Source organism: Campylobacter sp. FU_520 (genome assembly GCF_025772385.1).
In the GTDB taxonomy this organism is placed as follows: Bacteria; Campylobacterota; Campylobacteria; order Campylobacterales; family Campylobacteraceae; genus Campylobacter_D; species Campylobacter_D lari_C.
Window position 1 is genome coordinate 1 of record NZ_JAKMRZ010000028.1, and the last position, 12,951, is coordinate 12,951.

13 protein-coding genes and 3 tRNA genes are annotated in these 12,951 nt (G+C 28.8%); 13 read left to right on the forward strand and 3 right to left on the reverse strand.

Translation table 11 applies throughout. The features are described from left to right. The 4 genes from L8W55_RS07630 to L8W55_RS07645 form a co-directional block, all read left to right on the forward strand. On the forward strand, positions 1-562 hold a 562-nt coding region (locus L8W55_RS07630), incomplete at its 5' end, for a DUF234 domain-containing protein (protein WP_263678092.1). Between the two features lies 1 nt (position 563). After that, positions 564-1,580 (forward strand): sensor histidine kinase, encoded by a 1,017-nt coding sequence (locus L8W55_RS07635; RefSeq protein WP_263678093.1) that lies wholly within the window; start codon positions 564-566, stop codon positions 1,578-1,580. Positions 1,581-1,622: 42 nt separating this feature from the next. Continuing rightward, positions 1,623-1,699: transfer RNA gene (locus tag L8W55_RS07640), tRNA-Arg, on the forward strand. A 13-nt stretch (positions 1,700-1,712) separates the two neighbouring features. Then, positions 1,713-2,180 (forward strand): tRNA (cytidine(34)-2'-O)-methyltransferase, encoded by a 468-nt coding sequence (locus L8W55_RS07645; protein WP_263678094.1) that lies wholly within the window; start codon positions 1,713-1,715, stop codon positions 2,178-2,180. On the opposite strand, the gene L8W55_RS07650 is transcribed toward L8W55_RS07645, so the two are convergent. Together L8W55_RS07650 and L8W55_RS07655 are read right to left on the reverse strand one after the other, a co-directional pair. Next, positions 2,177-2,905 (reverse strand): amino acid ABC transporter ATP-binding protein, encoded by a 729-nt coding sequence (locus L8W55_RS07650; RefSeq protein ID WP_263678095.1) that lies wholly within the window; start codon positions 2,903-2,905, stop codon positions 2,177-2,179. The genes L8W55_RS07645 and L8W55_RS07650 overlap by 4 nt on opposite strands. Continuing rightward, entirely contained in the window at positions 2,898-3,650 is a 753-nt protein-coding gene (locus L8W55_RS07655; RefSeq protein ID WP_263667367.1) for an amino acid ABC transporter permease, read from the reverse strand. Before L8W55_RS07655 ends, L8W55_RS07650 begins: the two co-directional genes overlap by 8 nt. Before the next feature lie 220 nt (positions 3,651-3,870). Between L8W55_RS07655 and L8W55_RS07660 the strand changes: the two genes are divergently transcribed. From L8W55_RS07660 to L8W55_RS07680, 5 genes are read left to right on the forward strand one after another with little or no spacing between them, the layout of a single operon-like run. Continuing rightward, positions 3,871-5,313, forward strand: coding sequence for an alanine/glycine:cation symporter family protein (locus tag L8W55_RS07660; RefSeq protein ID WP_214100050.1), 1,443 nt, complete (start codon positions 3,871-3,873; stop codon positions 5,311-5,313). Then, entirely contained in the window at positions 5,313-5,453 is a 141-nt protein-coding gene (locus L8W55_RS07665) for a hypothetical protein (protein ID WP_087685579.1), read from the forward strand. Before L8W55_RS07660 ends, L8W55_RS07665 begins: the two co-directional genes overlap by 1 nt. A gap of 33 nt (positions 5,454-5,486) precedes the next feature. After that, positions 5,487-7,553, forward strand: coding sequence for a glycine--tRNA ligase subunit beta (glyS, locus tag L8W55_RS07670; protein ID WP_263678096.1), 2,067 nt, complete (start codon positions 5,487-5,489; stop codon positions 7,551-7,553). Further along, the gene (locus L8W55_RS07675) at positions 7,550-8,356 is read left to right on the forward strand and encodes a M23 family metallopeptidase (protein ID WP_115645339.1); all 807 of its coding nucleotides are present in this window, start codon (positions 7,550-7,552) and stop codon (positions 8,354-8,356) included. Before glyS ends, L8W55_RS07675 begins: the two co-directional genes overlap by 4 nt. A 2-nt stretch (positions 8,357-8,358) precedes the next feature. Next, entirely contained in the window at positions 8,359-9,309 is a 951-nt protein-coding gene (locus L8W55_RS07680) for an SAM-dependent methyltransferase (protein ID WP_318529907.1), read from the forward strand. Here L8W55_RS07680 and L8W55_RS07685 read toward each other — a convergent pair. After that, the gene (locus tag L8W55_RS07685) at positions 9,299-10,321 is read right to left on the reverse strand and encodes a bifunctional 3,4-dihydroxy-2-butanone 4-phosphate synthase/GTP cyclohydrolase II (RefSeq protein ID WP_039628213.1); all 1,023 of its coding nucleotides are present in this window, start codon (positions 10,319-10,321) and stop codon (positions 9,299-9,301) included. The genes L8W55_RS07680 and L8W55_RS07685 overlap by 11 nt on opposite strands. 107 nt (positions 10,322-10,428) lie before the next feature. On the opposite strand from L8W55_RS07685, the gene L8W55_RS07690 reads away from it, so the two are divergent. The 4 genes from L8W55_RS07690 to L8W55_RS07705 all read left to right on the forward strand — a co-directional run. Further along, positions 10,429-10,503 (forward strand) — tRNA-Gln (locus L8W55_RS07690). 13 nt (positions 10,504-10,516) lie between these two features. Further along, a tRNA-Met gene (locus L8W55_RS07695) sits at positions 10,517-10,592 on the forward strand. A 902-nt stretch (positions 10,593-11,494) separates the two neighbouring features. Then, entirely contained in the window at positions 11,495-11,989 is a 495-nt protein-coding gene (gene traN / locus L8W55_RS07700) for a conjugal transfer protein TraN (RefSeq protein ID WP_263678101.1), read from the forward strand. Positions 11,990-12,262: 273 nt separating this feature from the next. Beyond that, positions 12,263-12,951: hypothetical protein (locus L8W55_RS07705; RefSeq protein WP_263678099.1), on the forward strand; the 689-nt coding region annotated here is incomplete at its 3' end.

Genomic DNA, 12,951 nt, shown 5'->3' on the forward strand with positions numbered 1-12,951 from the left:
AGAGAGAAATATTTTGATTTTAGAAAAAAGTCAAGAAAAGCCTATTATGAAAAATAAAAGACAAAAAATTAAAAAAGAATTACGCTCTTATAGTATTCAAGATAAGGTTATTTTTAAAAACCAAGGATTGAGATTTTTCTTTTATTTTATATATCCTAACTTAAACTTAATTACGATGAAAAAATACAATGAATTAATAGAAATAATCCAAGAAAATTTAGAAAAATATCAAAGCTTTACTTTTGAGCTTTTGTGTAAAGAATTTTTAGCCAAAAAGCTTAAAGTGGGTCAAGTATATAGTTTTTGGAATTATTACCATGAAATAGATTTGTATTATCATGAAAATAATTTTTGTGTTTTAGGTGAGGTTAAATTTAAAGAAAGAAAAATATGTAAAAATATTTTAAATACTTTAAAAAATAAGGCAAAGCAGTTGCAAATCCAACCTAATTTATATGTGCTTTTCTCAAAACAAGGTTTCAGCAAAGAGCTTGTATTAAATAAAGAGCGTAATTTGCTTTTATATACTTTAGATGATTTTGATTTTTTGATTAAGGATTGATATGGATGAAAATATTTTAAAAAGTTTAGATTCTAGTGAAAAAGAAAACTTACAGCAAGGTTTAAAAGCATTAATAGAACAAACCTATGTTATAGAAAATGAATATAAGCAACTTAATGAAAACTACACAGCATTAAGACAAATGGTAAGTGAAATTATAGAAGTTTTACCTATGGCTTTGTGGATTTTAGACGCAAATAAAAATATTATTTTGCAAAATAATTTAGCTACACAAAAGCCAAAGCTTTTAGAATGTATTGATCTTGATAAAACACATTATGAGCTTGAGTTTGATCATAAATTTTATCTAATCAAAATCACCTCTCATATTGATAAACTTATAGTAAATGCAACAGATATTAGCGATGAAAAAAGAAATGAAAGATTAGCCAGTATGGGAACAGTTGCTGCACACCTAGCACATGAAATACGTAATCCTATCGGTTCTATTTCTTTATTAAGCTCTACTTTGTTTGAAAGAAGTGAGTTAAAAAATAAGCATATAGTTTTAGAAATTCAAAAAGCAATTTCAAGAGTAGAGCGTATTGTAAATTCTACTTTGCTTTTTACAAAAGGGGTGCATGTTAATTTAAATGAGTTTAATTTGAAAGAATTACAAGATGAATGCGAACAAGCTATTGGAGCTTATAATTATCTAGCTAATATTGATTTTAAATTTAATTTTTTGGATTTAAAAATCAATGCAGATAAGTCTTTGCTTGCTTTGGTTTTGCAAAATTTGCTTTATAATGCCATAGATGCTATTGAAGAAAGTGAAAATGATGATGGTTGTATAAAAGTTAAATGTGAGCAAAAAGAAGATAGGGTTTTTATCAAAGTTTATGATAATGGAGTGGGCATTAAAGATAAGAAAATGGTTTTTGAAGCTTTTAAAACAACTAAATTAAAAGGTAATGGCTTAGGTCTTTCTTTATCAAAACAAATTATTGATGCGCATAATGGAGTTTTAGGTTTTGATGAAAATCCAAAATGTTTTTTTATAGAGCTTAAAATTTAAGCTCTATAAAATAAATTTTTTCTTAAAATAATAAAAATATTTGTCCTCATAGCTCAGCTGGATAGAGCGCAGAATTCCTAATTCTGAGGCCGCAAGTTCAAACCTTGCTGGGGACACCATTTAAGGAAAAAGATGTTTCATATAGTCTTGGTTGAGCCTCGCATACCACAAAATACAGGAAGTATAGGTAGAATGTGCTTTAATGCAGGATTTACTTTGCATATTATCAATCCACTTTTTAGTATTGATGAAAAGGCGGTTAGAAGAGCAGGGCTTGATTATTGGAAAAAATTAAATCCTTTATTATGGAATAATTTAGAAGATTTTTTAAAAGAATATGAAAAATTTCAAGATAGATTTTTCTTTGCAACAACTAAAACCACTCAAGCTTATTTTGACGTAAATTATCAAAAAGGTGATTTTTTGTTTTTTGGAAGTGAAAGTTTTGGTTTACCTATGGATTTAATGCAAAAAAAATGGAAAAATGCTATTACCATACCGATGAAAGATTGTGGTAGAAGTTTAAATTTAGCTACGAGTGTAGGCATAGTGAGTTATGAGGCTTTGAGGCAAAATTTTGCCTCTTTTGAAAAATTTTAATGATTTAAAACTTGATTTAAAAATTCTTTCAATCTTTCATTTTTTGGATTTTCAAATGCTATTTTAGGACATTCATCTACTGCTATAATGCCTTTATCCATAAAGAAAATTCGATTAGCTACATTTCTTGCAAAGCCCATTTCATGCGTAACTACAAGCATGGTTAGACCTTCTTTAGCTACTTCTTTCATGATGTTTAAAACCTCACCTATCATCTCAGGATCTAATGCTGAAGTTGGTTCATCAAATAAAATCACATCAGGATTCATCATTAATGATCTTGCTATAGCAATACGCTGTTTTTGTCCACCTGAAAGCTTGTGAGGAAAATAGCTTTCTTTATCACTTAAGCCAACTTTTTTGAGTAGTTCTCGTGCTTTTTTTACTGCTTCATCTTTGTTCATGATTTTAGTTTGCACTGGTGCTAAGCATAAATTTTCTAAAACATTTTTATTATTAAAAAGATTAAAATGTTGAAACACCATGCTAACTTTTTGACGAATTTTATTGATATCTGTTTTTTTATCAAGTATATTAATGTTATTGATATAAATATTACCACTATCTGGTGTTTCAAGTTTATTTAAACAGCGTAAAAAAGTACTTTTTCCACCCCCGCTAGGCCCTATAATAGCAATAATATCGCCTTTATGCACTTCAACGCTAATATCTTTTAAAACTTCTAAATCTCCGTATTTTTTAATCAAATTTTCTATTTTAATCATGTTTATTTAATCTCACTTCTATAAATCTTGCAATGAGTGTTAAAATTTTAACACTTATATAATACACAAGTCCTGTAAAAATAATAGGTTTAGGATTATAATAAATTGCTTGTAAGCTTTTACTTTGCATAGTAATATCCATAACGCTAATATAACCCACTATTGATGTTTCTTTAAATAAAGAAATAAATTCATTCATTAAAGAAGGTAAGATATTTTTAATTGCTTGTGGGAAGATGATTAGTCTCATAGAAGCAGAATAATTAAGCCCCATTGCTCTTGCTGCTTCCATTTGTCCTTTGTCTACACTTTGAATTCCACTTCTTACGATTTCGGCTACATAAGCAGAACTATTAAGCCCAAGCGCGATAATAGCTACATAAAAATTATCACTCCAAGTAGCAAAAATCACTACTGAAAAAATTAAAAGTTGTAAAAGCAGTGGGGTTCCGCGTATGATATCGATGTATTCATCTATAATAAAATTTAAACTTTGGATTTCTAAAAATCTTAAAAATGCTAGAAAAAAACCAAGCACAATGCCTATTAAAATTCCACCCACTGTTAAACCAAGTGTTGTGAAATAACTATGAACATAAGCTTTGGCTTCTATAGTATAAGCATATTCACCTGTGGCTAAACCATTTTGATCTTTAACTTGTAAAATTTCAATAGGAAATGAAAAATAAGCCCAAAAAACAATAATGGCAAAAAATACAAAAATTTTCATCGTATTTTGTTTCAACTTACGCACCTTGTAAAATTTTAAAAATCTAAGTGTATAAAAATTAAGTTTTCTTTTTACTTAAAGGTGTCTTATATGATTTTATTACTAGTATTTTGAGTTAAATTTTCACATAGCTTTAAAAAATAAAATAAATTTAACCTAAAATTATATTTTTTTATGACAAATTCATTTTTTTATGATAAATTTATGCTCAGAAATTATAAAAAAGGAGATAAATATGGATTTGATATCCCAATTTGTTGCCTTTGTGAATAATCAGTATTATTCTATTTTAGTAATTTTACTTATTGTCACAGGGTTTTATTACAGTTATTTGACCGGTTTTGTGCAATTTCGAATGCTCCCTTATGTGTTTGATATCTTAACAGAAAAGCAAGAAAAGCATGAAAAACACCATATTACTCCTTTTCAAGCTTTGATGATTTCAACAGCTTCAAGAGTTGGTATAGGAAATATCGCAGGTATTGCAGTAGCTGTTGTTTTGGGTGGGCCAGGTGCTTTGTTTTGGATGTGGGCTATGGCGTTTTTTGGTGGTGCCTCAGCTTTTGCAGAAAGCACTCTAGCACAAGTTTATAAAAGCCGTGATGGTAAAAGTTTTAAAGGTGGTCCTGCTTATTATATTAGCAAAGCCTTAAATTTAAAATGGCTTGGAGCTGTTTTTGCGGTGATTTTGATCATTACTTACGCTTATGGATTTAATGGTCTTCAAAGCCAAACTATGACTTCAGCGTTTGAGTTTTATTATAAAGGTATGGTTGATGCTAGTGAAGTAAGCTTTGCTCAAAGTTGGTGGCCTATTGTAATAGGAGCAATTTTAGCTGTTTTTGCTGCTTATATGTTTTTTGGTGATCACACTAAAATAGGTAAAGTAAGTTCGGTTATCGTTCCTATTATGGCGATGATTTATGTGGGTTTATCTATCATAGCGATGTTTATGAATTTTGATAAAATTCCTGAAGTGTTTTCTATGATTTTTAAAAGTGCTTTTGATTTTGAAGCTATTTTTGGTGGATTTGCAGGCTCTGCTTTAGTTATAGGTATAAAAAGAGGATTATTTTCAAACGAAGCGGGTATGGGGTCAGCACCAAATGCAGCAGCTTCTGCTCTTACAACTCACCCTGCAAAACAAGGGGTTATTCAGGCATTTTCTGTATTAATTGATGTGATTATTTGTACAAGTTCAGGATTTTTAGTATTATTTTCACTTGCTTATGCAAATAATATCGGCGTAGATGGTAAGCCTATTTTAACAGCCCTGCCTTTGGTGCAAGAATCCATGAAAGAATATTATGGAAATTTAGGTGTGCATTTTACTACTGTTAGTATAGTTTTATTTGCTATTACTTCTTTGATAGGAAATTATTATTATGCTCAAGCAAATATTAAATACCTCACTCAAAATCCTATTATTATCAATCTTTTTAAAGCAAGCGCTGTGCTTATGATTTTTATTGGTGCAAATATGGATTTAAAATTTGCGTGGGATTTAGCTGATACTACCATGGCGTTTATGGCTACGATTAATATCATTTCTATTTTATTGCTTGGTGGTATAGTGAAAAAGGTATTAAAAGACTTTAGCGAGCAAAAAAGACAAGGTAGAGATCCGGTATTTAGTGCTTCAAAACTTGGTATTAAAAACGCAGAGTGTTGGGACTAATGATAGATTATATTATTATTGCTTTGTTTGTAGCTTTTATGGTTTTTCTTGTGTTTGGCTTTAACCGCCAAATGCAAGAAAAAGCTAAACAAAGAGAAGAAAAACTAAAAACAAAGAAAGATTTTAAAAAAAATAGGTAAAATACACTAAAAATTTTTAAAAAAGAGTGTAAAATGAAATTGTTAATAGAAATAGGCACAGAAGAACTTCCTGCTATTCCTTTATTAAAAGAGCTTCCAAATATTACTAAAAAATGGGAAAAGATTTTACAAGAGTATCATTTAGAATCTGAATTTAAATTTTTCTATACTCCCAGAAGATTAGTTTTTATTCATGAAAATTTTAAAGAAAAACAAGATGATTCTTTTGTGGAATTTATAGGTGCACCTAGGGCGATAGCTTATAAAGATGGAAAGCTTACTCAAGCAGGGCTTAGTTTTTTAGAAAAAAGTGGTTTAAAAGAAGAAGAGCTTGAATTTAAAGAAATTAAAGGCAAAGAAGTCTTGTATTGTCAAAAACAAGTGCAAGGATTACAGAGCAAAGCAGTTTTAGCTCAAATGATTGAAGCTTTCTTAAAAAGCTTGAGCTTTGGTAAAACTATGAGATGGGGCGATGGTAGTTTTGAATTTATTAGAGCTATTCGCTCGCTTTGTTGTGTATTAAATGATGAGTTGATTGAGTTTGAAAGCTATGGTGTTAAAAGTGCAAAAAGTACTTTTGTACATAGAAGTGTTAGTTATGATTTGATAGCTTTTGCGAATATTGATGAGTATTTTAAAACTTTAGAGCAAAATTATATTATTTTAGATCAAGAACAAAGAAAAAAGCTTATCATTGAACGGTTAAAGATGCTTGAAAAAGAAAATGATATTACTATTGCAGAAGATGATGAGCTTTTGGCTGAAGTTGTAGCTATCACAGAGTATCCAAAGGCATTATTAGGGCATTTTGAAAAAGAGTATTTAGAAATCCCAAGTGAGGTAATCATCACTTCCATGAGAGAAAACCAACGCTATTTTGCAGTATTTAAAAACAATACTTTAAGCAATCATTTTATTGTGGTTTCTAATGCGGTTTGCGAGGATTATTCTAAAATCATTAATGGAAATGAAAGGGTTTTAAGAGCAAGATTAAGTGATGCGATGTTTTTTTGGAAAAATGACTTAGCACAGGGCTTAAATAATGATAAAATAAGCCAAATGGTTTATCTTGAAGGACTTGGAACCTTAAAAGATAAAATCATTAGAGAACAAAAAATCGCTGCTAAGCTTTGTGAGATTTTTGCTAATACCCAAAAAGATGAAATCTTAAAAGCCATAGAATACTCAAAAGCTGATCTAAGTACTCAAATGGTGTATGAATTTACTGATCTTCAAGGTATTATGGGATCTTATTATGCTAAGGCTATGGGTATGAGCGATGAGCTTGCTTTGGCTATTAAAGAGCAATACCTTCCAAATGGCGATAATTCAGCTATGCCAAGTAATGAATTTAGCTCTATTGTAGCTTTAGCTTATAAATTTGATACACTTATGGGGCTTTTTTCAATGGGGAAAATCCCAAGTGGCACAAAAGATCCTTATGCTTTAAGAAGAGCAGCAAATGGTGTTTTAAAAATTATCCTAGCTTTAAATAAAAATTTTGATCTTAAGATGTTTTTAGAAGCAATAGCTAGTGAATATAAAAGCTTTGATTTGAAAATTTTATTAGATTTTATCTTAGAGCGTTTATATACTTTTTATGAAGTAAATGCTTCTTTTGTTAAAGCTGTACTTAGCTCTAAAACTTATGATGTTATTTATATTGATTCTTGTATGAAAGCTTTGATTCAAAGCGCAAATAAGGCAGATTTTAGTCAAAATTTTGCTACTTTTAAGCGTTTAGCAAATATTGTAGTATTGAGTGAAGATCAAGTTAATGAAAATTTGTTTAACACTCAAGAGGAAAAAGATTTATATCAAGCTTTTATGCAGTGTAAAACAAAAGAAAACAACACTCAAGGTAAAGTTTTTTTTCCTTTTCCAGCGGCAGCAGCACTTGCGTGTTGTAAAACAAAAGAAAATAATACCCAAGAGCTTTTAGAAAGCCTTTTTGCGCTAAAACCACAAATTGATGCTTTTTTTGATAAAGTAATGATTAATGACAAAGATGAAAATATCAAAAATAATCGCCAAGCTTTGGTGTGTGCAATCTATCGTGAGTTTTTAAAAATAGCTGATATTAAAGAGCTTAGTGTATGAGAAGAATTCTTTTTTTTCTATGTTTTTTGATTTTTACTTTAGAAGCTAGAGAGATTGAGCTTGTAAAAGGTCAAGTAGTTTTTTTAGAATTTGATAAAAATAATTTTTTGCAGGTTAGCTCAAATTCTAAAAAACTTCCTTTTTTTGAGTATAAAAATAAAATCGTTGTTAGCATAGCTATGCCTTATAAAAATCCTAAAGATAGAAAGTTAATAGCTGAATTTAAAGATAATTCCAAAGAAGAAATTAACATAAAATTTAGCGAAGGAAACTATAAAAAAGAATTTTTAAAGGTTAGTGCTTCTAAGGTTAATCCACCTAAAGAAACACTTGATCGCATTAGCAAAGAATATCAAGAAGCTATTAAGGTTTACAATACTTATACTAATACAGCTTTATTTGAAGGCAATTTTACATACCCTTTAGAAAGTAAAATTACAAGTGATTTTGGAAAAGCAAGATTGTTTAATGATACTCTTAAAAGTTATCATAGCGGAACTGATTTTAGAGCAGCAAGTGGAACAAAAATTTATGCGAGCAATGATGGTATTGTAAGGATTGCTTCAAATCGTTACTATGCAGGAAATTCGGTAGTGATTGATCATGGATATGGGATTTATTCTCAGTATTATCATCTATCAAAACTTAATGTAAAAGTAGGGCAAAAGGTAAAAAAAGGCGAGCTTGTAGGTTTGAGTGGAGCTAGTGGTAGGGTTACTGGACCACATTTGCATTTTGGAATTTTAGTCAATGGTGTGCAAGTTGATCCGCTTGATTTTATAGCTAAATTTAATGCTTTATAATGATAGCTTTTAGTGAGTTTTTTCAAAACTGGATTGATAAATATTACTCCCAAGCTGTGAGTGTTGGCAAAAATGGAGATTTTTATACTGTAGTTAGTGTGGGAAATCTTTTTGGAGTGCTCTTAGCTAATCATTTTTTAAAACTTATAGATGATAAAAAATTAACTTTACCGGTTGAAGTTGTAGAAATAGGGGTAAATGAAGGGCATTTAATGCTTGATTTCATACAAGCTTTATACACTCTTAGAGCTGATGTTTTAGAGCAGATTGAATGTTTTGTCATAGAGCCGCATGAAAAGTTAAGATGTGTTCAAAAAAAACTTTTTGATGAATATGATTTGGACGTGAAAATTTATAATTCTTTAGAAGAATGTCATTTTAAAAATGCCTTTTTTTATGCTAATGAATTATTTGATTGTTTTGCGTGTGAGCTTATAAAAGATAAAACAATGGCATATGTTGATGATGATTTAAACATTGTTTTTAAGCCTATGCATGAAGATCTTTTAAAAGAATGTGAAAAATATGCTATCACCAATAGCGAGCTTTGTATCTCTTATAAACCTTTTTTATCCAAACTAAAACAAACTTGTGAAAAACTAACTTTTGCATGTTTTGATTATGCAAAAAAAGAAGAAAAAATTAGCATTAGAATGTATAAAAATCACCAAGTGTATAGTCTTTTTGAAGAGAATTTAAAAGATTTTTTTGCTAAAAGTGATATTACATATAATGTAAATTTTGATCATTTTTTACAAGTTTTAAAAGAAGAGGGCTTTGAAGTGTTAGAGTATAAAAACCAAAATCAAGCCTTAATTGACTTTGGCTTAGAAGAAATTATCGAACATGCTAAAAATACTAACCCCCAAATTTGTAAAAACTTTACCAGCCAAAGTAAAAATTTGATGTTTAACTTTGGCGATAAGTTTAAGTTTTTAGAATTTAAGCTTTAAAATCACTGCTCGTAATATCAAGCCCAAAACCTTTTAAGCCTATAAATTCTTTATCGGTATTTTGACTTAGAAGTTTGATTTTTGAAATTTTTAAATACCTTAAAATTTGCGCTCCTATGCCGTAATTTTTAAATTGTGTGTTTTCTTGTTTTTCATTTTTCATGAAAATAATTACACCACCTTTTTGGCTTAAAAACTCAATTTGTTTTAATAATTCATTAAATTTATTAGAAGTTAGAAGTTCAAAGTCGCTTCCACTAAGATAAAATTTAACATTCTCACATTCTTTCAAAGCGCCAAAGCTAAAAGCTATGTGTTCATTTTCATTGTGATCTTTAAAAGTCATTTTTTTAGCTTTAAAACCTGCTAAAATACTGTCTTCTTCTTTGATTAAAGAAATCAAACTTTCATTTTTTAAACGATACTCGATTAAATCTGAAATAGTAATCATATTAATATCGTGTTTTTTGCAAAACTCAAGCAAATCGCTTCTTCTAGCCATATCTCCATTATCTTTAACAATCTCACATATCACGCACGCTTCTTTTAATCCTGCCAAGCGACATAAATCCACTGTTCCCTCGGTATGGCCTGTTCTTTCTAAAACTCCACCTTTTTTTGCTATCAAAGGATTAATATGACCAGGACGCACAAAATCACTTGCCTTTGCATTATCATCAGCAAAAATTTGTATAGTCATATCCCTTTCATAAGCACTTACTCCTGTTGTTGCATTTTTTGCATCAACGGTTATGGTGAAAGCTGTTTCGTGATTTGATGTATTTTTAGGTACCATTAAAGGTAGTTCAAATTTTTTAGCTAAGTTCTCACTCAATGCCACACACACCACACCTCTTGCGTGAGTAATGGTAAAATTTATTTTTTCTTGTGAGCTAAATTGCGCAGGGAAAATTAAATCCCCTTCATTTTCCCTATCTTCTGCATCTACCATAACTAGCATTTTGCCATCTTGAAGTTCTTTTATAGCTTGTTCTATGCTTATATATCCCATAAAATTATTCCTTGATAATATTTTTAAAAATATTATAGCATTTTTCTTGACATTATGTAAAAAATAATATATAATACCACTTTTAATTTAAAAATTACTTCATTTATTGGGGTATCGCCAAGCGGTAAGGCAACAGGTTTTGGTCCTGTCATTCAGGGGTTCGAATCCCTTTACCCCATCCACTTCATATGATGCCGCGAAGTAGAGCAGTGGTTAGCTCGTCGGGCTCATAACCCGAAGGTCGGGAGTTCAAATCTCCCCTTCGCAACCAATTCCCTATAAAATTTTTCAAAGAATTTAAATTAATTATAGAGTAAATAAAAACTGTTAATCTTACTTTTAATGATTTTCATTAGCCTCTTGAGTATTGTTAATACTCTAATTAAACATATAAGAAATTTGAAATTATGTGCTTTTTGGCTTTAATATAAAACATATAAAAATAATCAAAATAGAATGTAATTTAAAAAAAGTTTTAACCAAAATAAAAATACGAGATTAAATAAAATGGTGGATTTAGCAGGCGTGTAATTTACCAACTAAACTCCTAAATATCCATACTTTAATGAAATATTTTTCATTTGCACATACTTTTGCACATACTTTGTATTTTATTGTAAAAATGTGTAAAAAAGTGATATTGTTTTGCTAAATAGGTGATGTATTAAAATTTTTAGAGTGTGAATTTCAAGGAAAGAATATTGTGAATTTAAATTCTAATAAAGAAAAATACTGCCTGACTAATGAAGAGTAAGTGTTAATATATTCAAGAAACAATTTCAAAAATAGAATATTTGCTATTATATGAATTGCTAAAGTAGATTAATCTTATTTTAAAGATTTAACCCCTAGTATAATTTTAGCTATTTTTTCAAAGCTATAAACATTTTTAAAATCATTACCATTTAAATTTTTTCTTCTACATTATACTATACTAAATATTTTATTTTTATGTCCTGCTTGTACTGTAAAATAAAATATAAATGCTATGCTTTAGATAGTTTTAGAAGTTAGTAAAGATATTGTATGTTTAAAACGATAACTATTTTAAATGTAATAGTTGTGTTTTAAAAAAGCACTAGCCATATCGAAGATGAAGATACTCAAGTTGGTATTAATGATGAAAATAATAATGGTTGGGAAGATGATGGTTCTTGTGGAGGACAAATTTTTATCTTTAATGGAAAAGATAATAGATGTCGCTCTAAAGACAAATTTTTTGGTTTAACTGGTGGTGGTTGCTGTGATAAAGATAAAGTATTTATAGGGCTTGTACCTTGTAAAGAAGATGAAAAAAAGCTAGCAAAACTCAATAAGCAAAATAGATGTGTAGAAGTTGGTGAATATTGCTCTAAAAAAATTAAATTCATAGGTTGTATTCAGCATAAAAAAACACATTGTTGTTTTAATTCAAAATTAGCAAGAATATTTAATGAACAAGGATGCCCACAAATTGGAAGAGGTTGGGGTTCTCCAAAGAGTCCTGATTGTAGAAGATTTACTCCAGAAGAATTTCAAAAGTTAGATTTTAGTGAAATAGATTTAAGTGATTTTATTGCTGATATTGTTGAAAGTATTGATGTAGATAAAATACAAGCTGATTTTATAAAAACACAAGAAAAGATTGAAAGCAATCTTGAGAATTTAATAAGAAAACCTACTAATTAAAAAGAAAATAAAATTATAGAAAGGAGATAGAGTTTAGTTAAAAGTTTGTTTGGTAAGCCAAAGGGATTATCCTAAACCCTGCAAAAGCAGGGGATACTCAATAAGCCTTGACATAGCAAAGTGTTAAGAGTATAATTATAAGGATAATTTTTGTTAGCATTATGCTCACCTCCCTTCTGGGCGGTAAATTAACGCTAAAGGGTTGCGCCCCTTTGGCGTTCACCCTTAATATAATTATATCAAACAAACTCTTTAACTTCTTTAATACAATTGATGAAAAGATTTTATATTTTATTCCTTAGTGCTTTAATTTTTGCACCTTCTTTATTATTTGGTGCTACAAATATAGATGATAATCATATTATCTTTACTTGGGGCTATGGTGAAGTAGCAAATGATATTTTACAAGTTATAAAAGATGTTATATTTTTGCTTCAATTAACTAATAAAAGTAAAGAATCTTTTCATATCAATATCTTAATCAATAGTGATACACTTTATAAAAATCCTTTATTGCAATATAATATAAATAGAACAATTTCTAAAGATGAAAATATCATTTATGCTTTAAAAAATACTTCTAGTATAAATCAAGCTTTTAAAAACTTAAAACAATTACAAGAAGTATTATTAAAAGAAAATATATTTTTAAATTTTATAGACTTAAATAGTAAAGAAAGTCTTTTAAGTTTTTACAATCAAATATTAAGTAATCATCATCTTAAAGATTATTTTTATATAAAAAATAATCAATTTTTTATTAAAGAAGATATAAAAAATAAAATTGTATTTCACAATATCAATTCTTCTTCTATTATAAGTAATTATCTTAGCTTGTTAAATGATTTTAATACTTTAAGCAAGATAGAACTTATAAATATATTAGAAAGTTTAAGTTTATACAATCTTTCAACTTTAATGCAAGATATACAAAAAAGATACTTAAAGCTAGAATATAACTT